Source organism: Mesorhizobium sp. M0491 (assembly GCF_040321265.1).
Classification (GTDB): domain Bacteria; phylum Pseudomonadota; class Alphaproteobacteria; order Rhizobiales; family Rhizobiaceae; genus Mesorhizobium.
Genome location: NZ_JAMYRE010000008.1, coordinates 89,292 through 113,172, shown reverse-complemented (window position 1 = coordinate 113,172; position 23,881 = coordinate 89,292). Strand labels below are relative to the sequence as shown.

Annotated in this window: 24 protein-coding genes; 12 read left to right on the top strand and 12 right to left on the bottom strand. The window is 61.2% G+C overall.

Annotated elements, in window-relative coordinates; genetic code table 11:
• Window positions 1–87: 87 nt before the first annotated feature.
• Genes NKI69_RS12385 through NKI69_RS12375 form a run of 3 tightly spaced genes read left to right on the top strand, consistent with a single transcriptional unit; the run spans window position 88 to window position 1,918 of the window.
• Window positions 88–693: a hypothetical protein gene (locus NKI69_RS12385; RefSeq protein WP_352442895.1), complete on the top strand. Its 606-nt coding sequence runs from the start codon at window positions 88–90 to the stop codon at window positions 691–693.
• The gene (locus NKI69_RS12380; RefSeq protein ID WP_023811923.1) at window positions 690–1,082 is read left to right on the top strand and encodes a phage holin family protein; all 393 of its coding nucleotides are present in this window, start codon (window positions 690–692) and stop codon (window positions 1,080–1,082) included. The genes NKI69_RS12385 and NKI69_RS12380 overlap by 4 nt, the downstream gene beginning before the upstream one ends.
• Window positions 1,079–1,918, top strand: coding sequence for a DUF3618 domain-containing protein (locus tag NKI69_RS12375; protein ID WP_023811924.1), 840 nt, complete (start codon window positions 1,079–1,081; stop codon window positions 1,916–1,918). Before NKI69_RS12380 ends, NKI69_RS12375 begins: the two co-directional genes overlap by 4 nt.
• Window positions 1,919–1,998: 80 nt before the next feature.
• Here NKI69_RS12375 and NKI69_RS12370 read toward each other — a convergent pair whose 3' ends face one another.
• From NKI69_RS12370 to NKI69_RS12320, 11 genes are all read right to left on the bottom strand, one after another.
• Window positions 1,999–2,415, bottom strand: a complete 417-nt coding sequence (locus tag NKI69_RS12370) for a c-type cytochrome (protein WP_352721449.1) — start codon at window positions 2,413–2,415, stop codon at window positions 1,999–2,001.
• Window positions 2,396–3,274 (bottom strand): cytochrome c oxidase assembly protein, encoded by an 879-nt coding sequence (locus tag NKI69_RS12365; protein ID WP_352721447.1) that lies wholly within the window; start codon window positions 3,272–3,274, stop codon window positions 2,396–2,398. Before NKI69_RS12365 ends, NKI69_RS12370 begins: the two co-directional genes overlap by 20 nt.
• Window positions 3,271–3,597: a hypothetical protein gene (locus NKI69_RS12360; RefSeq protein WP_352721445.1), complete on the bottom strand. Its 327-nt coding sequence runs from the start codon at window positions 3,595–3,597 to the stop codon at window positions 3,271–3,273. Before NKI69_RS12360 ends, NKI69_RS12365 begins: the two co-directional genes overlap by 4 nt.
• A 16-nt stretch (window positions 3,598–3,613) precedes the next feature.
• Complete coding sequence (locus tag NKI69_RS12355; protein WP_128305816.1) at window positions 3,614–4,219, bottom strand: cytochrome c oxidase subunit 3; 606 nt, start codon at window positions 4,217–4,219, stop codon at window positions 3,614–3,616.
• Window positions 4,216–6,189, bottom strand: coding sequence for a cytochrome c oxidase subunit I (ctaD, locus tag NKI69_RS12350; protein WP_352721443.1), 1,974 nt, complete (start codon window positions 6,187–6,189; stop codon window positions 4,216–4,218). The genes NKI69_RS12355 and ctaD overlap by 4 nt, the downstream gene beginning before the upstream one ends.
• Window positions 6,186–7,181, bottom strand: a complete 996-nt coding sequence (coxB, locus tag NKI69_RS12345; protein WP_352721569.1) for a cytochrome c oxidase subunit II — start codon at window positions 7,179–7,181, stop codon at window positions 6,186–6,188. The genes ctaD and coxB overlap by 4 nt, the downstream gene beginning before the upstream one ends.
• A 14-nt stretch (window positions 7,182–7,195) precedes the next feature.
• Window positions 7,196–7,729, bottom strand: a complete 534-nt coding sequence (locus NKI69_RS12340; protein WP_128304512.1) for a c-type cytochrome — start codon at window positions 7,727–7,729, stop codon at window positions 7,196–7,198.
• Complete coding sequence (locus NKI69_RS12335; RefSeq protein ID WP_128304511.1) at window positions 7,726–8,595, bottom strand: substrate-binding domain-containing protein; 870 nt, start codon at window positions 8,593–8,595, stop codon at window positions 7,726–7,728. Before NKI69_RS12335 ends, NKI69_RS12340 begins: the two co-directional genes overlap by 4 nt.
• Window positions 8,576–10,456 carry a methanol/ethanol family PQQ-dependent dehydrogenase gene (locus tag NKI69_RS12330; protein ID WP_128304510.1) on the bottom strand — a complete coding sequence of 627 codons (1,881 nt, stop codon included), beginning with the start codon at window positions 10,454–10,456 and terminating at the stop codon, window positions 8,576–8,578. The genes NKI69_RS12335 and NKI69_RS12330 overlap by 20 nt, the downstream gene beginning before the upstream one ends.
• Window positions 10,453–11,568 carry a heme-binding protein gene (locus NKI69_RS33570; RefSeq protein ID WP_502900176.1) on the bottom strand — a complete coding sequence of 372 codons (1,116 nt, stop codon included), beginning with the start codon at window positions 11,566–11,568 and terminating at the stop codon, window positions 10,453–10,455. The genes NKI69_RS12330 and NKI69_RS33570 overlap by 4 nt, the downstream gene beginning before the upstream one ends.
• 486 nt (window positions 11,569–12,054) lie before the next feature.
• Entirely contained in the window at window positions 12,055–12,315 is a 261-nt protein-coding gene (locus NKI69_RS12320; protein WP_352721440.1) for a hypothetical protein, read from the bottom strand.
• Between the two features lie 81 nt (window positions 12,316–12,396).
• On the opposite strand from NKI69_RS12320, the gene nanR reads away from it, so the two are divergent.
• The 9 genes from nanR to NKI69_RS12275 all read left to right on the top strand — a co-directional run bounded on the left by nanR (window position 12,397) and on the right by NKI69_RS12275 (window position 22,028).
• On the top strand, window positions 12,397–13,104 hold the full coding sequence (gene nanR, locus NKI69_RS12315) for a transcriptional regulator NanR (RefSeq protein ID WP_023811936.1): 708 nt from the start codon (window positions 12,397–12,399) through the stop codon (window positions 13,102–13,104).
• A complete protein-coding gene (locus NKI69_RS12310; protein WP_023811937.1) occupies window positions 13,104–13,409 on the top strand; it encodes a putative quinol monooxygenase in 306 nt (101 codons plus the stop codon). The genes nanR and NKI69_RS12310 overlap by 1 nt, the downstream gene beginning before the upstream one ends.
• 46 nt (window positions 13,410–13,455) lie before the next feature.
• Window positions 13,456–14,232, top strand: a complete 777-nt coding sequence (locus NKI69_RS12305) for an HpcH/HpaI aldolase family protein (protein WP_081734881.1) — start codon at window positions 13,456–13,458, stop codon at window positions 14,230–14,232.
• A 13-nt stretch (window positions 14,233–14,245) separates the two neighbouring features.
• Window positions 14,246–15,298: an NAD(P)-dependent oxidoreductase gene (locus NKI69_RS12300; RefSeq protein WP_023811939.1), complete on the top strand. Its 1,053-nt coding sequence runs from the start codon at window positions 14,246–14,248 to the stop codon at window positions 15,296–15,298.
• A gap of 118 nt (window positions 15,299–15,416) precedes the next feature.
• Entirely contained in the window at window positions 15,417–17,072 is a 1,656-nt protein-coding gene (locus NKI69_RS12295; RefSeq protein WP_023811940.1) for an extracellular solute-binding protein, read from the top strand.
• An 87-nt stretch (window positions 17,073–17,159) separates the two neighbouring features.
• Window positions 17,160–18,101 (top strand): carbohydrate ABC transporter permease, encoded by a 942-nt coding sequence (locus tag NKI69_RS12290; protein ID WP_023811941.1) that lies wholly within the window; start codon window positions 17,160–17,162, stop codon window positions 18,099–18,101.
• Complete coding sequence (locus NKI69_RS12285) at window positions 18,101–18,949, top strand: carbohydrate ABC transporter permease (RefSeq protein WP_031213481.1); 849 nt, start codon at window positions 18,101–18,103, stop codon at window positions 18,947–18,949. Before NKI69_RS12290 ends, NKI69_RS12285 begins: the two co-directional genes overlap by 1 nt.
• Window positions 18,950–18,960: 11 nt before the next feature.
• Entirely contained in the window at window positions 18,961–20,055 is a 1,095-nt protein-coding gene (locus NKI69_RS12280) for an ABC transporter ATP-binding protein (RefSeq protein ID WP_352721437.1), read from the top strand.
• On the top strand, window positions 20,052–22,028 hold the full coding sequence (locus tag NKI69_RS12275; RefSeq protein ID WP_352721435.1) for a D-apionate lactonase family protein: 1,977 nt from the start codon (window positions 20,052–20,054) through the stop codon (window positions 22,026–22,028). Before NKI69_RS12280 ends, NKI69_RS12275 begins: the two co-directional genes overlap by 4 nt.
• 453 nt (window positions 22,029–22,481) lie before the next feature.
• On the opposite strand, the gene NKI69_RS12270 is transcribed toward NKI69_RS12275, so the two are convergent.
• On the bottom strand, window positions 22,482–22,682 hold the full coding sequence (locus NKI69_RS12270) for an HGGxSTG domain-containing protein (RefSeq protein WP_352461333.1): 201 nt from the start codon (window positions 22,680–22,682) through the stop codon (window positions 22,482–22,484).
• Between the last annotated feature and the right edge of the window lie 1,199 nt (window positions 22,683–23,881).

The window sequence follows — 23,881 nt, the reverse complement described above, 5'->3', positions numbered from 1 at the left end:
TGCACATGAACAGTGTTATCTATCTTATCGGCCTTATCGTTGTCGTGCTCGCGGTCCTCTCCTTCCTCGGTCTTCACTAGGTGGCCCATGCAGCGTGAGAACGATCAGGGCGGACAGCCCACCGATTTTGACAAGGCGAAAAGCGACGTTTCCGACAGGCTTCGCCTGGAACAAGAACGTGCCAGCGAGTTGCTCCACGACGCGCGTGACACGGTGACCCGTAAGGCTGGCGACTATGCATCTGAGGCCAGGGATGTCATTTCCGACAAGGCGGAGGAAGCTCAGCGCGACATCGGATCGAGTCTGGCGGCGCTGGGCGGCGCACTGCGCGCAGCCAGTGACCACCTGGCCAACAACGATGAAAGGAACGCATCGAAGTTCGCATTGGATGCCGCCGGTGGCTTGGAGCGGCTTTCATCGTCATTGAAACAGAAGCCGTTCGGCCAGGTCCTGGAGGACGTGCAGTCCTTTGGCCGGCAAAATCCCGGTGTCTTGCTTGCCGGATCGGTATTGGCCGGATTGGCTCTCGGGCGGTTCATCAAGGCTTCTCCGCCGGCGGGTCCTGAAGCAGCTCAGGGAGCGTCGGGAGACATCACGTCCAGCCAGGCCGCCGATTGGTCCGCCGACAGTTCCCAGAATTTCGACCTTCTCGGCGAGGATCCGGCCACTCAGAATGCGGAGCAAGACAGATGAGCACACAGGACAATACCAGCCTTGCCGGGCTGGTGACGGACCTGGCCCAGAACGTCACCACGCTGGTGCAAACCGAAGCCAGGCTGTTTCGGGCAGAGCTCTCTGAAAAGCTTACCAAAGCCGGAGCAGGTGCCGCGGAAGTACTGGGCGGCGCGATCTGCCTGCTCGCCGCGCTAGTGGTGTTGCTGCAGGCACTCGTTATCGCACTGACGCGGGCAGGGCTTGGCGCGGGGTGGTCTTCCCTGCTGGTCGGTGTGGTCGTGGCGGTCCTCGGCGTCATCCTGCTGCGGACCGGGATGGCCAGCATGGCGCCTTCGGAACTTACCCCCGACCGGACCCAGGAACAGCTCAAGCGCGATGCGAGCGTGATCAAGGAACAGGTGAGATGAAAGAGAAATCCGCAGCCGAACTTGAACGCGAGGCAGAGGCAGCCCGCGCCCGGGTGATGGAGACCGCCGAATCCATTCGAGGCAAGATGACGCCGGGACAATTGCTGGATGAGTTCACCGGGCTGTTTTCGGGAGGGGAGAGCTCGGCCATGCTCAGCAATCTCAGAACACAGGTCCGAGACAATCCTTTGCCGGTCACCATGGTGGGCGCGGGTCTGGCTTGGCTAATGTTCGGCAGCGGTACCTCAAACATGGCCCACGGTTCGGCTGGCTACCCATTGCCTCCAGCGCCGGGACGACATGATGAAGGGGAGCGCGGCGGCTTCGGCGGCACGCTCTCCGATGCCGCGGATTCGCTCTCATCGAGCGCTACCAGCGTCGGCGATACCATATCGAGCACCGCAAGGGCCGCTGCGGCGGGTCTGACGGGAAGCGCTGCCAATGCAAGCTCGATGACTGGTGACATGGCGGCGAAAGCCAGCCGCTCCGCGCAAGATCTGTTGGAAGACCAACCCTTGGCCGTAGCGGTCGTCGGTCTCGCTATCGGCGCCGCTATAGGTGCAATGCTGCCGCATACCACAACGGAGGATGAGCAACTAGGCGCCTTTGGTGACAAGCTTCGCGATACTGCCGGAACCATGCTGGACAGGGGTCTCGATGAGGCCAAGCAGGCCGCCGCCGACGCCTATGAAACCATCAAGCAGGAAGCTGGCCGGCAACATATGGAAGCAGACACGATGGCCGATCAGCTCGGCGAGATCGTGAAGTCCACAGCAGACGAGACCGAGCGTGCCGTGCGGGAACGGATTTCCGATCCGTCTCAGCGCCAAACTTAGCTTGATAATCCTGGATCAACGATAAGTCGGTCTCTTCGAGAAAGGGGTCGGCCTGTCCGTCGAACGGTGAACCGCTCGAGTCATTTCAGAGCGTAGAGGTAGGCCGCGATATCGCGCGCCTGCTGCTCCGTGATCCGTGTCGATGGCATGGCCGTGTGCGGATCGATTTCCCTGGCCGATCGTATCCAGCGGATCAGGTTCTCTGGATTGTTGGCCAGCCCGCCGCCGATAAAGACGCGGCCAGCAAGACTAGCATCCAGGCGAGGACCGACCTGCCCTTGCGCGCCCGGCACGCCCGTAATCGTATGGCAGCCGGAACAGCCATTCGCAGTCGTGATCGGCAAGGCCCTCGCAGTGTCACCGCCCGTGGCCGCCTCCGCCTCGTGGCGGACGCGCGCGGCCCGATCGGACCACCAGGTCATTCCGGCCACGGCCGCGACGAGCAGCACTAGCGCGGCGATGACGGCGGCAAGCAGTTTAGACAAGCTCGTACGCATGCGCCGCCTCCCTCCTTCCGCTCGCCTTGATCCACAACGCGGCCAGCAGCAGCGCTGCGCCGCCATATATCAATCCAGCCGGAACCCACATCACCAGCCCGGCAAGTTGCTGGTCCTCCAGGGGGCTCAAATTCCACAGTGCCGCTCCCACGGCGTTCTCCGGGTACCAGAGGCGCGGCGAGAGCAACAGGAGGACGCCGAGCAGCCCGGTATGCAGCGAGGTGACAAAGAGGTGCATCACTGCGCTCCCGTAGGCATGCTGGCGGCCGGGACGCGGCAAGAGGACCCACCAGAACAGCAGCCCTGTTCCGAAGAAGCTCGCGTGCTGTGCATAGTGCAGCACGCCGCGTTCGAGCGCGGCTTCGAATAACACCGGAATGTGCCAGATCCATATGGCTATGCCGTGGATAATGGTCGCCATGATCGGCCGCGTTGCGAAAGCCCAGACCGCCTTCAGCCAATTGGCGTGCCCGGCAATTCCCAGAATGCGCCGGAATCGGGTGGGTAGGCCCCACATCAAGGCCGCAGCCGGGCAGGCAGAGACCAACAGCGGCGCCGCCACGGCCATCAGCAGTTCATGCTCGATCATATGCGCCGCAAAGACCTGCTCGCCGAGCATATGAATCGGGCTGACCAATGCGGCTGTCAACACGCCCCATCCGGCCGTGAACAGCAGAGCCTGGCGCAGCCGCAACGTCCTGCCGCGGCTGCTGCGCCGCCAAAGCCGGCTCGCGCCAACGACATATATCAAGGCAAGCACGGCGAGTGGCAGGGTGATGGGCAGCGCGAACGTCCACCCGGCCCCGGGCGCGCCGGCGCCGTAGCAGATGGAAGTAGGGAACAGCGCGTCCAGGTTCATCGCAGGCACTCATCCAGGATCAGCGCCGCGCTGCCTTGCATGAGGATCACAAGCGCAAACAGCAACGCCGACAACATCCCGAGATTGGCGACGAAGCGCTCTGTGCCGCGCGTACGCTCCGGTTTGAATCCGGCACCGCCTCGCCGCTTCGCCCGCCACGACAGCGCCCCGCCGAGCAGCGACAACAAGACGAGCAGCAGCGCCACGGGAAGCACGACCGGCACCTGGCGGTTGCATTGCCAAGGCACCAGCGCATAATTCAGCTGTGTCGAGACCGCCCAGGCCAGCGGACCTGACAGAAGACCACCCCAAGACGTTCCCAACCGCAACGCTCGCATCTCAGCCTAGCCTCGGCGCCCAATAGATGAGCACGTAGATCGGAATCCAGGTCAGGACCACGAAATCCCAGTAGAAGACATTGTCGCCGACATCGCCGAAGCGCCGGCCGCTATAGCCGTGGCGCGTGAACATCAGCACTGTCAGCACGATGGTGTCGCCGACATCTGTTATGAGGTGCGTGGTGTGCAGGCCAAGCAGCACCCAAAGCATCGATCCATAGGCGTTAGTGTCCCAATAGATGTTGAGGGCGGGGAATTCGAACCAGCGCACGACGAGCGGAGCGATGCCGAGCAGCGACATGACCACCAGGCCGATCCGCACCGGAATCATGGAGCATTGCTTGGCGTGGCGGTGGAGGACGTGGTTGGGCACAAGGCTGACGACAAACAAAATCATCACGATCGTTCCGGGCCAATGGTTCGGCTGCGGTGCGCTAAGCCGCCATGCTGGCCATGACAGCGCAAGGTAGAGATACGCGCCCGCCGCCAGCGCGAAACCGGTGCCTTCGAGCGCCATGAAGCCCAACGTGCCCCACCAGGTCGGGCTATGCGGACCATGCCCGAAGGTCGGCAGTCCTGAAAGATCGGCGGCAACTCGATGCTTCATTCCTGGTCCTCCGGATCGCCCTTCGGCCAGAACCAACCGATCAACGTGATGGCGATCGGCGCGGCGCCCCAGACGATGGCCCAAGGCGTAAAAATCGAATAGAGAAACGTACCACCGACGGCGAGCGCCGCGAAAAGAGGCCAGATCGACGGTGTGGCCGATTTCTCACGAATGTCGGGATGAGCTTCCGCCACGGTGGAGATGAGGAGCTCGCGCGCATCGACGCGGAGCCCGGTCGCTACAGGGAGCGTCTCGCGCTCGGCCCAGAGCGGCTCGATATGGGTGACGATGGGAATGCGTGCGAAATTATAGCTCGGCGGCGGCGAGGATGTTGCCCACTCCAAGGTTCCTGCGTCCCACGGATTGTTGCCGGCCGAGGTGCCTTTCAACGCGCCATGCACAAGATTGAAAGTGAACAGGACAAAGCTCAGGAAGAAGAGCAGCGCCCCTGCCGAGATGAAAAGGTTGATGTTGCCCCAGCCAAGCTCGGCCGGATAGGTGTAGACCCGTCGTGGCATGCCCCATAGGCCGACGAGATGCATCGGGAAAAAGGCCGCATTGAACCCGATGAAGGCCAGCCAGAAATGGCACCGCCCAAGGCGTTCGCTCATCATGCGGCCGGTGATCTTCGGGAACCAGAAATAAGCCGCGCCAAGCAGCGGGAACACCGAGCCGCCGATCAGCACGTAATGGAAGTGCGCGACGACGAAATAGGTGTCGTGCACCTGAAGATCCAGTGGCACCGAGGCGAGCATGACGCCGGTCAGCCCGCCGATGACGAAGATGAAGAAGAAGCCGAAGACGAACAGCAATGGCGTCCGGATCACCGGCCGGCCGTCCCAAAGTGTTGCAAGCCAGCAGAAGATCTGCACGCCGTTTGGAATGGCGATCAGCATGCTGGATGCGGTGAAGAAACTGGCGCCGAGCTTAGGCAATCCCGTGGCGAACATGTGGTGAACCCAGAGCCCGAACGACAGGAAGCCGACTGCGATCAGCGACAGGACCAGCCCGAGATGACCGAATGTCGGTCGCCTGGCGAAAACAGGAATGATCGCGGACACCATGCCCGTCGCCGGCAGGAAGATGATGTAAACCTCCGGATGGCCGAAGAACCAGAAGAGGTGTTGGAACAGCAGAGCATCCCCACCTTCCGCCGGGTTGAAGATGTGCGTGCCGACCAGCCGGTCAAGGATCAGGAAAGTCGAGGTGATCATCACCGCCGGCATCGCGAAGACGACGACGAAAGAAGTGACCAGCATCGCCCAGACATAGAGCGGGATCTTGTCCAGCGACATGCCGGGGGCCCGCTGCTTGAACACCGTGACGATGGTTGCCACCGCGACGGCCAGTGACGACACTTCGGTATAGGTGATCATCTGCGCCCAGACATCGGCGCGCTTGCCCGGTGCGAATTCGGGGCCGGACAGCGGCACGTAAGCGAACCAGCCGACATCCGGCGCCATGTTGAGGGCAAAGGACACCCAGGCGAAAGCGCCGCCCGAGACGTAGATCCAATAGCTGAACGCGTTCAGGCGCGGAAACGCGATGTTGCGGGTGCCGACCATCAGCGGCACCAGGTAGATCCCGGTCGCCTGCACGATGGGCACGGCGAACAGAAACATCATCGTAACGCCATGCATGGTGAACAGCTGGTTGTAGAGGTCCGGCCCGATCAGGCCGCGTTGCGGTCCCGAGAGCTGGATACGCATGGCCACAGCGTTGAGGCCGCCAAGACACAGGAAAACAAATGCGGTGATCAAATAGCGTCGTGCGATCACCTTGTGATCGACGCTAGACAGCGCTCCAAAGATACCGGACGGCGTCCGCCAAGTGCGTTCGAGCCAGCGATGCAGACTGGCATCATCCATTCCCGTATCCCGGGGTCCGTCGCCTTCGGGAGCGAGGTCGCCCTTGGAGGCGGTATCCAGTTCCGGGATGTGGCGGTCGCCTGTGATATCGGCGCTGCTCATTTCAGTCCCTCGAGATAAGCCACAATTGCGTTGAGCTCGTCGCCATTGAGATCTGCCACTGGCATGTGGGAACCCGGCTTGATGCCTTGCGGGTCGGCTATCCAGGCGGCGAGATTGCCGCGGCTCATCGTCAGCGTTCCGGCCGCCAATGTTTTCCGGCTTGCTATGTGGGTGAGATCGGGAGCCACCGTTCCGCCGGCCGGCGTCCCCCCGATCCTATGGCACATCACGCAGGGGCGCTTGAGGAACAGGTCCGCGCCGGCCTTGGCCTCGCCACTCGCCGGCGCGCCGGCCGGCTGCAACTGGTCGTTCAGCCAGGCATCGAATTTCGGACGCGGCTCAGCGATGATGAAGGTGCCCATATTGGCATGCTGCGCGCCGCAGAATTCAGCGCATTGACCACGGTAGACGCCCGGCTTGTCCGCCTTGATGTCCAGCACGTTCATGTGACCCGGTATAAGGTCGAGCTTACCGGCCAAGCTTGGAATCCAGAACGAATGGATCACATCCGTCGAGGTCAAAAGAAGCCTCACCGGCTCGCCGGCGGGGATGTGGACCTCATTCGCCGTCGTCAGGATGCGGCTCGGCGTAGCATTCTCGTAACGCACCTCCCACCACCACTGATGCCCGGTTACCCTGATTGTCAGCGCGGCGTCCGAGCCAATGGCGGCAAGCGTCCTGTTGGCGAAAAAGCTCAGCAGCGTAAGTCCGATCAGGATTATGGCGGTCAGCCCAACAGCGGTGACAACCACGCGCATCTTGGGGCGTTCGGCCCCTTCGTCGAGTAAGAGCGGCTCATCGCCGGGACGCGATCGCATGACCAGCGGTGCTGCGAGCGCGATCATCACCAGCACCCACACAACCGCGCAAAGCGCGGTGAAGAACCAGATCAGCCAGGCCAACTCGCCGGCCGCGGGGCCTTTCGGGTCCAGCGCCGACTGCCAGCCTGCGCATCCCTGCAGAAGCAGGACACACAAGGGGGCAAGCGCCATGAAGGCGAGCCGTTTCACGGCGACTTTCCCAGCGTCGCGGCATCCGGCAGGCGGTTTTCAGACGGGTGCACCATCATATCGTCGTTGCGCTGCGGCGCGGCGGAGGAGGGCGCGTTGCCGCTCAGTGCGCGTACGAAGGCCGCAAGTTCCCAGATTTGGTCGTCGGGTATCTTCTGGCGGAAGCTCGGCATCCCGTTTGGTCGCCCGTCGCGGATCGTGGCATGGATGCTTTCGATCGAGCTGCCGTAGAGCCACTTTTCGTCCATCAGCGCCGGGCCCATGCCGCCACCGCCATTGGCGTGACAGCCCGAGCAGTTGAACCAGCCGAACAGGCGCTTGCCCTCGCTAAGGTGAAAGGCGTTCGCCTCGAAGCTCGCCGCCTTGTTGTCACTGGCGGAAGGCCGCTGGCCGCCGGGCTCAAGCGCGGTCACCGGTGTCGGCTGTTCGCCTGAGCCGAGCGCCGATTGTGGCCGGGTATCGCGCTCCTCACGCTGGCAGGCGACCAGGGCCAGCGTCAAGGGCAGCAACATCGCCAGAGCCTGCCTCATCGCGCCGGACTCCCGGCCATGTCCAGACGCGGTACGCCGTATTGCGCCAGAACCGCGTCGATCTCCGCCTTGTGTCTGGCAAGCGCGCTATTCACATCGCCACGCAGCGCATCGTCCTCGCGCCGAACACCCATTGAGATGTCGTACATCAGCGGCAGTTGCGGTCCGTCGATGCGAGGCGTGACCGGCGTGATCCGGAGCGACACCTTTTGCCTCTGGGCGAAATAGCCGGCGAGCGGACCCCAGACCACGGCAAGATCAATCTCACCGTTCGCGACAGCTTCGACGATGCGCGCCGGAGGGTTGGGAGCGGAGTAGTCGCCATAGACGGGATAGCCGATCAGATGTCCGACGATGCCGCGGCGGCCAAGCGCTTGGACAGGCGGCGAGTTGGCGCCATCGTCGCCGATGAGCTGAACACCGATGCGCAATTCTCGCAACCGCGGGTCGTTGAATGAGGCCACGTCCGGGCCGTCCTGGCGGGTCACGAAGACATAGGACGAACGGTAGTAAGGCGTGGTGGTGCGCAGCATTTCGAGATTGGCAGGCGTGCCGGGCACGAGATCGCAAAGGCCTGCCTTCAGCGTGTTGCGGATGAAGCCACGGCGCTGCGCCCACCAAGTATACGTCAGCTTGGCGCCGAGATCAGTGGCGATAATTTCCGCGATCCTGTTCTCGAAGCCTTGACCGGCCGCGTTGGAAAACGGCATGTTGTTCGGGTCGGCGCACACTCTCAACTCACGTGCATTGGCAATAGCCGGCAAGAGCAATAAGGCGAGCCCGGCCATGCCGATCGCCACCCGTTGGAACGCCTTGCGCGTCGGACGGACGGTCAAGTCCAATCGATCAAGGAAGCCGGAACACATAAAGCGTGCCTCCCGCCGTGGTAGCGTTCTTCAGATCCTTCATCGCGTTGACGAAGCCAAGTGCCGCGGTGGCATCGCGTGGGTCGAGGTCGCCCGAAACGATGGCGCCGGCCCAGCCACCGACGCCCGACAGAATTGCGACATATTGGTGCCCATCGGGGCCGCGATAGGTGATCGGCTGGCCGATGATGCCGGACGATGTCTTGAACTGCCAAAGCAGATCGCCAGTCCTGGCGCTGACGGCCTTGAACCAGCCTTCCATGGTGCCGTAAAAGACGACATCGCCGGCAGTGACGACGGTGCCACTCCACACCGGGAAGTTTTCTTTCAGGACCCAGGCCGGCTTGGCCGCGGTAACATCCCAAGCGGTAAAGGCACCCCGATTGCCCCCCGGCCCGGGGATCATGCGTACGTTCATGCCGACATAGGGTGTGCCTGCGATGTAGTTTACCTCGACGCCTTCTTCGTCCATGCAGAGATTGTTGTGGGGGATGTAGAGCAGGCCGGTCTTCGGCGAAAAGGCCGATGGTTGCCAGTCCTTGAGGCCGGACGCTGTCGGGCAAATATCTCGGACCACCTTGCCGGTGCCGGTTCTCTTGTCGGGGTTTGCAATCAGCCGGCCGGTCTTCAAATCGACACCCTTGCTGGAATTGACCGGGCCATAGGCTGTGGCAGACAGCACTTCGCCAGTGGTTCGATCGAGGATATAGAGGTAGCCATTGCGTTCCGGTCGGACCAGGACCTTGCGCGGCTTGCCTTGCCAGGTCATGTCCAGAAGGATCTGCTCGTTGATGCCGTCATAGTCATGGAGGTCATGCGGGCTCCACTGGTAGAACCACTTCGCCGCTCCGGTATCGGGATCACGCGCGAAAATACCGGACGTCCATTTGTTGTCGCCGGGCCGCAAATCCGGATTCCACGGTCCTGGATTGCCTGTGCCGTGGAAGATCAAGTTCAAGTCCGGATCGTAGGAGATCCAGCCCCACATATTGCCGCCGCCGATCTTCCAGGCTTCCGGCGGCCATGTCGTCACGCCAAGGTCTGTGCCCTTGTCCATGTCATAGTGGGGCTTGAAGTCCGGGCCGATCAGCACATCCTTGTCGGGTCCAGTGCCATAAGCCGTCCAGACAACATGCCCGTTTCCGGCATCCAGCGCCTTCACCCAGCCGCGGACGCCCATTTCGCCGCCGGAATTGCCGACCAGAACTTTTCCCTTCACCACCAGCGGCGCCATGGTGATTGTCTCGCCGATGTTGATGTTGCCGATATGAGCGTTCCAGATCGGCTTGCCCGTATCGGCATCGAGCGCGATCGTGTGGCCGTCCAGCGTGTTGAAGAAGATGCGCCCGTGGGCGAAGGCCGCGCCGCGGTTGACGACATCGCAGCAGGCCACCCCTTGTGCCGCCGGCTCGGGGTTGGGCTCGTACTTCCACTTCATCGGCGCGCCGGGCCTGGAAAGGTCGAGCGCGTAGACGATGTTGGGAAAGGGCGTGACGATGTACATGATGTTGCCGACAACCAGCGGCGCTGCTTCCTGGCCCTTGTTCACCCCGGTCGAGAAGGTAAAGGCGACCTGCAGGTTCTTGACATTGCCTTCGTTGATCTCGGTCAGGTCGCTGAAGCGGGTCGACGCGTAGTTCTTGGCTGGCATCGTCCATTGCCCGTCGTCGGGTGGCGCTGCGGCGGCGGGCGGCGCAATAGCCGCTGCCGATGGGGGCTCCGAGGCACCACTCAGGAATGGGCCGCATGCCAGCAGCATCACCGAGAATATGCAGGTGCGAAAAGAATTCCAGATCGCCAATGCGCGGGCGCCTCGTCCTGCGTCAACGCGCGCCGGTGCCGGGTGCAGCATGCCTTTCATTTGTGGATCGAGCCTCCCACGCCGGCGCCTAGCTCCGCCGCGATGTCAGCCTCGGTGCCGGCACAAAGCGGATGGCCCCAGCCCGATGCGCTTTTGCCCCCGGGATCGAGATCGTAGACGATGGCGTCCTTGCGATTGGGATTGACCCCGGCTGGAACCTTGTCGAGGCCGAGCGCCGCGCGAACACGCCAGGCGACATTGTGATCGGCGCATGAGGAATCTCCGGAGACTCCGATGCCTCCGACGATGCTCTTGCCGTCATAGAGGGCAAGCCCGCCGCCAAACACAACGACGCCTCCAATCGGCTTGCCGACGAGGGGATCGCTGGCGCTTCCGAACGTTTTGGGATCGCCCGCATAGGCCGCGGCCTGGTTGACCGGATTGGTCTCCTGCAAGCCGAAAAGCGGCCCGCCCGGCTGCGCCCCCGCGTAGAGATTGGCCGTCGATAGGGCCATCTGCGCCAGGCTGAGTCCATTGGCCGTGTTGGCCTTCTCTGCCGCGACGAGGCGACTGCCTGGCCATTGCGAATCGGCGGTGGGACCGCTGAAAGCGATCGCGCATACGGCGCCGTCGCGGGCGACGATAGCGGCCCATTCGTTGGTCTCAAAGCCACCGTTGGCAGGTCCGCCGCTTGCTTTCACATTGGCCTTGAGGACAGCGAGCAGCTTATCGTGGTCGGCCGGGCAGGGCGCCTGTGCCATGGCTTGGCCCTGTGGGAACAGGCCACCCGTCAACAACACCAGACCAAAGGCTGATAGCAAAAGCTGACAGCGATACATTGTCCTGCCCATTCGTTCGAGCATCAAAGAATCCCGGAGCACTCTGGCAGACTGGAAATGCGAGAATGAAGCCTTGATCCAATGCCGTCGGTATTTAACTTGGGCGATGCAGCTATGTTCCTGCTTCTGCAAAAAATTGCGCAGCCCCCTCGTACGCCGATGCAAGTTGCCGTCTGTCCGTGTCGCCGGCGGAATATCCGCGGCGAGATTGTGCTGCCTGCTGTGATACATATTGTGATACAAACAACACCCCGCAGGAAGGAAAAACGTGACAAAAACAGTGGGTTGATGGGCGAACTGATCCCAGCCAACGGTACCACCGGCTTTCCTCATAAAGCATTGGATTTAGTGGAAATGATCGCCCTCCGTTGCAGGAAGCGGTCGGGATCATGCTGCCCAGAGAGGTCAGGGATCACGGAAGGCGTGTGGTTCTCCGTATACCAGCCGTGACGGAGGAGAACGAACGGCAGACCCGAGGTCCGCAACGCAGCTTGACCTTTTGCAACGCTGCGCTGAAGCGCTTGAGGGGTTTTGAGCTATGGCGTTCCGGATGGGTGTCGCATCGGCCCGAACTGCGAGGTCGATCCTGGCTACGTAAATTAAACTCGTTGACGATGTCCGCTTCTGGCTGTTGGGACGCTTGGTCTTATCGTCCAACTGGGGATCGTATGGAGAACGGCAGCTATCTCAAATGCCTGCCGAGACCTGACAGTCGGTTACAGCCCGTTGCCGCCGGACTGCTTGCGCCCGCTTTTGGTCAGGCGAAATGCGTCAAAAGATGTTCGACGACGCGCTGTGTAGCATCGATGTCTGCCATGCTCAGCCCTCGGCGATGATCGCTAGTGCCTTTGCAAAGCTAGCATCAAGGGAGGTCAGCGCCTCAATCGCTCCGTCATATACGCTGTCGAGTGTCGCTCCCCAGCCGTCTGCTGCGCCACGAGTATCGATGCCAAAGCGGGCGAGCGCCTCCTCGATGCCGGCGTCGATGCGCCCAGCCAATTTTACGCCAGATTCGTTCGTCTCAGTTGGGCGAACGCCGATAGATACTCGTTTGACAGGAAGAACAATGACCGTTCTCACTTGGTCACGAGCGTCTGTTGGTAGAAGGTCGTTGACAGAGGCGCTCTGGGGCCATAGCGTATTGGTATAACAGGTATGCCAATGATCGGAGTTCTGATCAAGCCGCGGAAGCTTTCGGACGAGGTTGCAGCGCACCTTGAGCGGATGATCCGCGAGGGAGAGCTGGCCGAAGCCGACCGGCTCCCATCCGAACGGGAACTTATGCGGCAGTTTGGGGTCGGGCGCCCTTCAATCCGCGAAGCCCTGCTGCATCTGAGCAAGATGGGCCTTGTCGAGGTGAAATCCGGCGAGCGCGCCCGCGTCACTCGGCCAACGCCCCAATTCGTGATCGACGCCCTCTCGGGGCCGGCGCGTCACATGATTTCGGCCCCCGGCGGGGTTCATGACTTCCAGAGCGCGCGTTTGTTTTTCGAAGTCGGTCTTGCCCGCAACGCCGCCATCAATGCCACCCCAGAAGATATTGAAAGTCTCAAAGAGGCGCTTGAAATCAACCGACAGTCGATCGGGGACCTGACGCGCTTCGAGCGCACCGACGTGGACTTCCACTACGTGCTGGCGGTGATCACCCGCAATCGAATCTTCACAGCTATCCACGCGGCGTTGGCCGAATGGCTGCTCGAACAGCGGCGCACGACTTTGGCCAAAGGTGAAGACCGCAAGGCCTATGAGGCTCATCGCGAAATCTTTGATGCCGTCGCCGCGCGCGATCCAGACGCCTCCGAAGCGGCTATGCGCAGGCATCTGGAATATGTGTCCAGGCGCTATCTGGAAATTGCAGGTGCCAAGTGATGAGGGGCTTCGTGGTCTGGGTCGATTTCCGCCTCAAGCCGGGTGCCCGGGGCAGATTCCGCGAACTTGTGGACGCCAATGCAACCGCGTCGATGCGCAGCGAGGCCGGCTGCCGCCGCTTTGACGTGACGGAGGCGCGCGGCGAACCGGACCGGGTCCTGCTCTATGAGATTTACGATAGCGAGGCCGCATTCGAGGAGCACTGCCGCACCGCTCACTTCGACGAATTCAATACGCAGAGCGCGCCGCTCGTCGTGACCAAGTTGGTGATGACCTGCGACCTCGTTCTTGAGGCCACGCATTGACGAGAACTAGGCGGATTGGCCCTTTTGGGCGAACGGGAGGAAGTGCATGTCAGAGCCAAGTCTCAGGGCGTTAACTTCTCACAGGCGGGTCAAACTTGGTACGCTCGTCGCCGAGTTCGCGACGCCGGGTATAGGTCACATCCTGAAGTCCGCTGGCTGTGACTTCGTCTTTTTCGATATGGAGCATTCGGGCTTCAGCCTGGAAACGGTGAAGAGTGCGATCCGCTATTTCGAAGCGGCCGACCTGCCGGTTATGGTGCGTGTGCCATCGCAGGACTACCATTTCCTTGCCCGCGCCATGGACATGGGGGCCGAAGGCCTGATCGCCCCGATGGTGAGTACCGTCGAGCAGGCGCAGCACATCATCAATTCCATGAAATATCACCCTGCCGGCGTCCGCGGCGTGGCGCTGCAGATCGCTCATGACCGCTACCGTCCGGGCTCGGTCGCTGATAAATTCTCAGCCGCCAACAAGCGCTCGACATTCATCTGCCTGATCGAGACCGCCGACGGCGTCAAGAACATCGACGGCATCGCGGGACTGGACGGGGTCGATTGTCTGTGGGTCGGACATTTCGATCTGTCCGTCTCGCTCGGCATTCCGGGCGACTTCGCCCACCCCACTTTCACCGCTGCAATGGCCAAAATCGTTGCAGCCGCCAAGAAGCACAACAAATCGCTTGGACGCCTGGTGCCCAACGTCGCGCAGGGACACGACTTCTACGCACAAGGCTTCGATTTCATTTGTTATTCGGGCGACGTTTGGGTCTTGCACGACGCGATGGCTGACGCGGTTTCCAAAATCCGGGCCGGGTGCCAATAGAGCGGAGGAGACGATGGACAGCGTGAAATTCAGGGTGGCGCTTTCCGGTGATTTCCGTAAGCCGGACGGCTCGCCGACCTATCCAGATTTCGATCTGGAGCCGCTGCGCAATGCGGCGGGCGTCGAGATGATGTTCCTGGAATCGAACAGTCCGCTTCGCGCCGACCAACTTGAGGATTTCGATGCGCTGATCCTTCTCGCCCATCGCTTCGATTCCACGAGTGTCCCCAGGAGCGGCCGCCTGGCCGTCGTTGCCCGCTTCGGGGTCGGCTACGACACTGTCGACGTTGAGGCCTGCACCGCCGCCGGCATTGCCTTGGTCATCACGCCCGATGGCGTGCGACGGCCCGTCGCCGTATCCGTCATCACCTTCATGCTGGCACTGACCGGCAAACTGCTGACAAAGGACGCGCTCACCCGCAAGGGACCTCATGGCTTCCAGGAGCGCTCGGAACATATGGGCGTCGGGCTCGTCGGGCGTACGCTTGGGTCGCTGGGCATCGGCAACATCGGCGCCGAGGTCTTCCGCTTGGCGAGGCCCTTTGACATGCAATTCATTGCCCATGACCCGTTCGCTGACAAGAGGATTGCTGCCGACCTGGGCGTCGAACTGGTCGGGCTGGAGGACCTGTTTCGCCGCGCCGACGTGCTGTCGGTGAGTTGCCCGCTGTCGCCGCAGACCCACCACATCGTCAATGCTGAGCGGATTGCCCTGATGAAGCCGACAGCTTACCTGATCAACACCGCGCGCGGCCCGATCGTCGACCAGAAAGCGCTGACACAAGCGCTGCAGGCGCGCCGCATCGCGGGGGCCGGTCTCGACGTGCTCGAGCCGGAGCCTCCCGATGCAGACGATGCGATCCTCAAACTCGACAATGTCATCCTGGCGCCGCACGCGCTTTGCTGGACCGACCAGTGCTTTGCCGGCAACGGTGCCGCCGACGTCAAGGCGGTGATCGAGGTGCAACACGGTCGCGATCCGCACGGCGTGGTCAATCGCGAGGTGCTTTCGAGCGAGCTGTGGAAGACCAGACTGTCGGGGCTCGCGGCCCGCTTCGGAACCTAGGAGGACGCTGATTTTTGGTGCGCCGCCGCGGCCCCCTTGCGGCGACTTTACGGGAGGAATGCTCGACCGCCGCGCCCGCGGACGAGTGAGGCAAATGGAAACGGGAGGACCAAGCACTATGAACGATCGTGACAAACGTGACTTTCAGGCAGGTCTCGAAGCAGAGGTCGACGCCTTCATGCGCGGCGAAACCACCCGCCGAACTTTCATAACCCGCTTCGGTCAGATGACCGGCATGTTGGCTGCGTCTGGCCCGATGCTGGGGATGATGACCGATTGGGCGGTGGCGCAGCAGACGCTGGAACTGGCGGACGCCACCTCGCCGCTCGGCCAAGCGCAGGCCGCAGCCCTGAAAGCATCGAAGGAAGGCCCGGCGGACGGTTCCGCCTTTCGCGCGGTGGAGGCCGCCAAGGCGCATTCGGGCGTCACCCTCAACATGACCTACGAGGCTGGCCTGCAGGCACTCGATCCGCGCAATTTCAGTGGGCCGATGTGGGAGCAGCTTACCGGGATGAAGTCGAATGTCGTCGAACTGTCGAACCCTGACCAGTACTCCAAGGCAGTCGCCGAGCACATCGCCGGCTCGGGTGCCTATGACGTTCTCGACATCTCACCGGCCTGGACACCGTCGCTTGCCGATGGCGGCGTCATTGCCCCTCTAGACGACTACATCGCCAAATACATGAACCCGGCAGACCTCGAGGACTATCATCCCCTGTACAAGGCGCTGCCGACCTACAAGGGCAAGATCTGGGGGTTCTTCGACGACGGCGACATGTTCGCTCTCTACTACCGCAAGGACATCTTCGAGGATCCGAAAATGGTGGAGGCTTACCAGGCGAAGTTCAACGCCAAGCTTGGACCGCCGAAGACCTGGGAAGAATATGCCCAGATCGCCCAGTTCATTACCGACCAGATGGCGCCAAAGGTTTATGGCGCGGGACATTTCCGCAAGGCGGGCAGCCCTGGCAATCAGTTCGACTTTCTGCAGCAGTACCGCGCCAACGGCGGAAAACTGTTCGGAGACGACATGAAGGCCGGCTTGGTGTCGGATGCCGGCGTCAAGACGCTGACAAACATGCTCGCCGCAAACAAGGCCTCGATCCCCGGTAACAACGAGCTCGACGCCGTTTCCTTGTGGGCGGCTTTCCTGACCGGCAAAGTCGCGATGATCTATTCCTGGCCTCCTAGCGGCCGTATGGCGGCGAACTATTCGCAGTCCGCCACGGCAATCAACTTCATTCCGCAGTCGCAGATCGCTGGCAAGGTCGGCTATGCCGTCGTTCCGGGAAATCCGGAACATGCGACCGGCTACAACAAGGCACTGTCGGCGGATTCACCCAACCCAGAGGCGGCGTATCTGTTCATGCAATGGGTATGCTCGCCACCCGTCTCGCTGGCACGTTGCATGCTGCCCTATGCGCTACGCGACCCATACCGCATCTCGCACTTCAAGTCCGAGCTCTACGGCGCGCTCTTCCCCAGTGCCAAGGAGTACCTTGCCAACCTCAACAACTCGGCAAATGTCGGTCTGCTCGATCCGATCATGCCGGGCGCGCAGGACTACTTCTTGAGCATCGACCGCATGTGCACCGCGGTGTGGGCTGGGGCGGATGCGAAGGCGTCGCTTGAAACGGCGGCCGCCGAGTGGAACGAGACGACCGACCGACTGGGTGTGGATTCGCAGAAAGGCTTCTACACCGAGTTCTTGAAACTGCCTGGCGCCACTGCCGACAACACGGTGGAAAAACTTGGCATGGCCGTCACCCTCTGAGGGGAGGCATGCTGTCTGGAGCAATTGGTGTTGCGGGCGCTTGGCTCGCAACACCTCCCCGCTAAGCGGTGATTTTTGGATACGCCTATGCAGCCCACCGCCACGATCCGTCGCTTGAAGGCCGCCGGCGCACCGCCCCGGCTGTCTGCCTTTGCCCAATGGGCAGACCGTCACTTCAAGTGGCTGCTGGTGGCGCCTGCGGTGCTGCTGATTTTGGCGCTCTCGATTTATCCCCTTCTGTTCTCGCTGGTGGTATCTTTCATCAACTACGACTTCCAGGTGCCGGGCCACGCCTTTGTCGGATTGAAGAACTTTGAGCGGGTCGTGTTCGATCCAGTAGCACGTTGGTCGCTGTTGCTGACAGCATGGCTGTCGGGCATCAGCGTCGCTATCGAATTCGTGCTCGGTCTCCTGGTGGCGCTGACAATGGTGCGCAGCTTTCCGGGCCGCGGTGTGATCATGTCGATCCTGATCGTGCCGCTGTTCATCAGCCCGGTCATCGTCGGCCAGGCCTGGACGCTGCTTTTACAGCGGCCTTTCGGACCGACCAACTATATCCTGACGCAACTATTGGGGCAGGAGGTTACGATAGGATGGATGACGGAGCGCCCGTGGCTCTATATCTCGCTGATCATCGCCGATGTCTGGCAGTGGACGCCGTTCATGTTCGTCATCCTGCTCGCTGGGCTGACCGCAATCCCACCCAATCTCTATGAGGCGGCAGAACTTGACGGCGTCAACGCCTGGCAGGCTTTTTGGGCGATCACGCTCCCGCATCTCGGGCCGATGATGCTGCTGGCCCTGACCTTCCGTCTGCTCGACGCAATCCGTATGTTCGATACCATTTTCATCATGACAGGCGGTGGCCCGGGAACACAAACTTACACGGCCTCCTATTATCTCTATACCGTCGGCTTCACGCAGTTTCATCTATCGCAAGCAACAGCAGGAAGTTGGCTGTTCCTGATCTTTACGGCGCTCATCGTGACGTTGCTGGTGCGTCGGCTCTTGAAGGTAGAACCGGTCTAATGGCCGCCGTCGCGCCCGCCCGCCGCAGGAAACGCCGGTCGTTGCCGATCGGCCGAATTCTGCTGCTGGGGTTCTTCCTGGTGTTTGTGCTGTGGCCGCTCTACTGGATGTTCAACACCTCCATCAAGCCCAGCGACGACTACCTCACCGTACCGCCTGTCTGGTTCCCTGCCGCACCGACGCTTGTCCACTACGAAGCTGCGCTGTTCACCTATCGCGGTCTCGACGGGCTTATCAACAGCCTGATTATTTCGCTTTCGGCGACGGTGCTTTCGGCACTGATCGGCACGCTGATGGCTTATAGTCTGGCGCGCTACAACACGGGCGGCCGGCATCTGTCCTTCTGGGTCCTGTCGCAGCGCTTCCTGCCACCGATAGGCATCGTCCTGCCGGTATTCCTTATCTATCGTGGCGTCGGGCTGTACGACACCCATATCGGGCTGATCCTAGCTTACACGGTCTTCACGCTACCGGTGTCGGTTTGGATGATGTTTGCCTATTTCCGCGGCATGCCGAAGTCGATGGAGGAGGCGGCCCTCGTCGATGGCTGCACGAGATGGGAGGCGTTCTGGCGCGTTGCCGTGCCGCTCGCAGCACCAGGCATCGTCGCGGCGGCTGTCTTCGCCTTCATTGCCTGCTGGACGGAGTTCTTCTTCGCTCTGATTTTGACCAGCCGAACTGCCTTTACGCTGCCAACGGTCTTCCGAGCCTTCATCGGCTTCCAGGGCGCACAATATGGTGAAGCCGCAGCCCTTGCCATTGTCTCCCTTGTGCCATCGATCGCCCTTGGAGTGCTTGCTCAACGACATCTCGTGCGCGGGCTGACGCTCGGCGCCGTTCGCGGATAGGAAGGGAAGGCATGGCCGAAGTCAGAATCACCGGCTTGCACAAGCGCTACGGCGCCTTCCATGCGGTGCGCGGCATTGACCTCCACATCCCCGACGGCGAGTTCACTGTCCTGGTTGGACCCTCCGGATGCGGCAAGAGCACTCTGCTGAGGACCATCGCAGGACTGGAGGAGAGCTCACAAGGCACGATCGAGATTGGCGGCGAAGTGGTCAATGATTTCCGGCCGCGCGATCGCGACGTGGCAATGGTGTTTCAAGATTATGCGCTCTATCCGCATATGAGCGTGGCCAAGAACATTGGCTTCGGCCTCAAGGCTCGCAAGATGCCGAAGCCAGAGATCGAGGTGCGCGTGGCCGAGGCGGCACGCATGCTTGGCATCACTACCTTGCTGGGGCGTTTTCCGCGTCAGCTGTCCGGTGGCCAGCGTCAGCGCGTCGCCATCGGCCGCGCCATAGTCCGCAACCCCCTCATCTTTTTGTTCGACGAGCCACTGTCCAATCTCGACGCACAGCTTCGCGACGAAATGCGCGGCGAAATCAAACGCCTTCACCAGGACATTGCCACAACGATGATCTACGTCACCCATGACCAGATCGAAGCGATGACGTTGGCTGACCGCATCGTGCTGATGCGCGACGGGTTGATAGAGCAGCAGGGCGCGCCACTCGAGTTGTTCGAGCACCCGGCCTCAACCTTCGTCGCTGGGTTTCTGGGTTCGCCGCGGATGAGCTTCCTGCCAGGCAACCTTGCCTTGGACGGAAGCGCCGCCGCCATCCGGCTCGCGGACGCGCTGCTGCCCTTAGCGCCGGGCAGGGGGCTGAAGGGCGTCGCAGACGGACAGCAGGTGCTGCTCGGGTTGAGGCCAGAACATCTCACTCGGGCGCACACTGCCACACCGGAGCAGGGCACGTTTCGCTATGAGGCAACGATCGACCTGCTGCAGCCGACCGGCTCGCGCAGCTACGCGACATTCCGACTGGCTGGCGCGCCGGTGATGGCTGAGCTGCAGGCGCACGACGTCAGCCGTCCGGGCGAGAAGCTTGCGATCGACATCAACATGAACCGGGCCTCGATCTTCGACGCCACGACGGAGCGGGCAATTTGACCTCGACAGCTTCCCTGGCAGTCCGCTTATGTGGCACCGAACAGCACGAGGCACCGCTGCGCACACTGCGCGCCGGATCCTTGTCGGTCGCGTTCGACAATGGGGCGTTGCGCTACATCCGCATCGGGACGATCGAGATCTTGCGCGGAATCTCGTTTCTTGTACGGGACGAAAACTGGGGAACATGTACCCCCGTTCTCGATGATCTGCGGATCGACGAGAGGCCGGATGCGTTCGCCATTGAATACCGTGCAACATGTGCCGCAACATCCGGCCGCCTGGTTTACCGGGCACGCGTCTCGGGCAGTGGCGATGGTGCGCTGTCGTTTGTGACAGAAGCAGAGCCTGAGACCGACCTTTTGACCAACCGGACCGGCTTCGTCGTGCTGCATCCCATAGCAGATTTGGCCGGCAAGCCGGTGCGGGTCCTGCATCAAGATGGTCTCGAAAGGCTTTCGCATTTTCCGGACTTTATTGATCCGGAATGTCCGTTCACCGACGTGCGCGCGTTGTCACATGAGATCGCGCCTGGGATCTGGGCCACCTGCACCATGGATGGTGATGCCTTTGAGATGGAGGATCAACGCAATTGGTCTGACGCATCCTATAAAACCTATGTTCGTCCCTTGCGTCGCCCGTGGCCCTACAGACTGCCCAAGGGCCAGAAATTCACCCAGGCCGTCCGGCTGCATATGTCGGGGACGCTTCTTGCGCCGATGTCTGAAAATCCTGACCCGCCGATCAAAGTGACGATTGGCGGACCGGCCGGCCGAGTGCCTCGCATTGGCGTCGGCGTCGCCGCCGACGAGGCCAGGCACGCCCTTGGAAACTCCGATCTAATTCGGCAATTGGCTCCGCAGTGGATAGCCTGCCAGGTCGATCTCCGTCTCGGGCACGGCCACGATGAACTTGAACGGTACGCAGCGCTGACCCGGTTGATTGGTGCAAGCGTCGTGCTGGAGATCATAACCAGGGGAACGCTGGATCCCTTCGGCGAGTTGAAGCCGGTCGCGGATGCTGTCCGTCGCCTCGGCCTCAATCTAGAAGCTATCTGCGTCTTTCCGGCGCAGGACATGAAATCGGTACAGCCGGGAGCAGCATGGCCGGCCATGCCGAGCTTCCAGGAAAGCTACTCGGCAGCGCGCCGGGCTTTCCCGGGTGTACCGGTCGGCGGCGGCATGGCCGCGTACTTCACCGAGCTCAATCGCAAGCGCCCGCCAAGCGAGGCGCTCGACTACGCGACCTTTACCACCTGTCCAAGCGTGCACGCTGCCGACGATGTGTCAGTGATGGAGACGCTTGAGGCCATTCCCCACCTGATCCGCTCTGCCCGTTCCTTCATGGGCGGGTTGCCGCTGCGTGTGGGTCCCAGTCAGCTCGGCTGCCGCGAGAACCCTTACGGTGCCTCCACGGCGCAGAACGAAGCGAATGGTCGCGTCTGCCTATCGCGCATCGATCCTCGTCAGCGCGGGCTGTTCAATGCGGCCTGGATCGTCGGCTATTTCGCCGCATGCGCTCGCGAGGGCATCGAGGCCGTCGTCTTCGGTGACTTCACCGGTCCATTTGGCCAAATCCATAGGAAGGCTGACTTCGTGCAGCCATGGTTTGACCAGCAGGATTCCCGAACGGTCTATCCCGCTTTCCATGTCTTGGCTGGTCTCTCAAAGCTCGGCGGAGCCACCTTGCTGTCCGTAGGAACTTTCGGCGCTGACGGCGTTGTGACGATCGCAGCTGAAAACGATCGGGGCGTGACCCTGTGGGTCGCTAACCTCACCGCCAAGACGCAATCTGTGCGGCTTTCGGATGCGCCGAGCAGCGCCCGTATTGCTCTTCTCGGCGCCGAGCAGTTCGAGCAGGCGGCAACCGATCCCAACTTCATGGAAATTTCCGCAAGACCGCTGGATGACCAATTCATCTCGCTTGACGCCTACGCCGTCGCGCGAGTCGACCTCGATCGGCCGTCTTCGGCCTAGCCCGATCTTCGCTTAGTTGGCCAAAACCCCAACAAAGATGAGGGTGATAGTTCTATGAGGCCCTAAGGCCGCGCTTGGGATCAATCTCGCTTTGACCCCCAACCCCATCGTTGGTCAATTCAAAGGCATAGCGCGCGAAAGCAGCAGATGATTGAGACCTGGTCTGCCGTGCAAAACGTCCGTGAGCCTGGTTTGCCCTGGCTGCGCCGGGCAAGCCTCACGCGCCTCAATGCCCCCTGGCCACTACGTGCGCTTCAGCATGTGCCTGGAAACCCGTTCACCGAAACGATTTTCAGGTCAACAAAAGTCAACATAATCGTAACACCCCATGGAGTGGCACCGTTTGCATCTTGATTCATTCAAGCGGATTGTTGACCCATTCAAACCCGTCCGAATATGTCCGTTGAGGAGTCAAGTCATTCGTTGAGCGCCGACGATTGCCAAGCCAATTTGCTAGGAATCAGCCGCAGCTCTCCACCTCTCCCAACGATACCGCTGCGCTTCGGCTATCCTATCCTTTCCTCCTTGGGATGTGGGGCCTGTACTCAGCCCACCATGAAACCGACATCTGAGCTTTCCAGGCACAGCTGCGTTTCTGCATTCCGTCCCCCTCCTAGTTTTAGCTTCGCATGTCTCGGTGTAGTCTTGGGCCAACTGGTTCTGTCCTCCATGTTCGATCCTTCGCTCCAACGCGGAACAGGGTAGCTTCGCCGCTCGCGGCAAACATTTTTCAAAATGGTTTAGGTAAGATTTTTTGTTTCGTTGGATTTCCGTCTTGTATGGTCTCTATCTCTGTCTCTGTGTCGATAGGGTATCGATAGGGTATCGATGGGGTATGGATAAGGTATCGATAGGGTAGGGCAGCGACAGGGTCTCGATAGGATGGCTCACTGAGAGCGTTTCAAAGACCCAGCATTTCGGACGATTGCGGTATTATGAATACCCGATTTGAATGGGAGTACCTCTGATTCATCTTTTAGCTTTACTGGGCAAAGCCGCTCAAGCTCGGATAGCGCCGCTCCACGAACTCGCTTGCTTACAATCTTGTCGATTTGCATTATCACGCCAAGCCGATGTTTTTCACGGCGGGTTATCTTTGAACCAGTCGATAATGAAATATTCTTCAGTCTTTGGATCGTAGATGACAAAACGATCTTCGATAAGGACAGTTCGAGCCAATGACAGCTGTTTTTCATTTAGGCGGCTCTCTGCAATGGCATGAGCATCGGGGAGCTGACAGCAGCCCCCACTGGTCTGGTACGGAGACGTAAGCAGGTAAACGTAAAAATGGTGGCTCTCCAGAGCTGGCAAAAGCACGGGCCGCTTCGATCCCGTCCAGCGTCGTAGAAATCTTAGCCGAGGCTCGGCATCGGTGAGAAACAGCGCCTGCAGGCGGTGGAACGCCTCGTGGTAGGCCGCATTGGGCCGGCCGCTGTCCAGCGCGGTACGATTGCGTCTCTAGGCGTGTAGTAGCCGCCGGCGGTGTCCGTCCGGTCGCTCCAAACTCAGGCGCGTCTGCTCGGTGTCACCGTCGACGGCACCCCAGCCGCATAGGCCGATTTCGCTGCCTTGGGGCGTAGACCCTCGAAGGCTTTTCGCGCGAAGTCGCCCGTCTCTTTCGACTGTTGCCGAAGCAAGTCGAGCTCAGAGGGCGTCAGCATCACGGAAGTCGAGGATGTACTCAGCTTCGGAGCGGATGAGGGCCGAAGGCTGGAGATTGAGTTCTTCCCTAACGACATCGCCATACATCCTTCGGCCTCTCGGATTTGTTCTCGGCTCACGGCCATTAATCGGAGAGCACCGCATATACAAGCGTGACTGTACCCCTGAGAGCGCATACGTGCCGTTGTTCG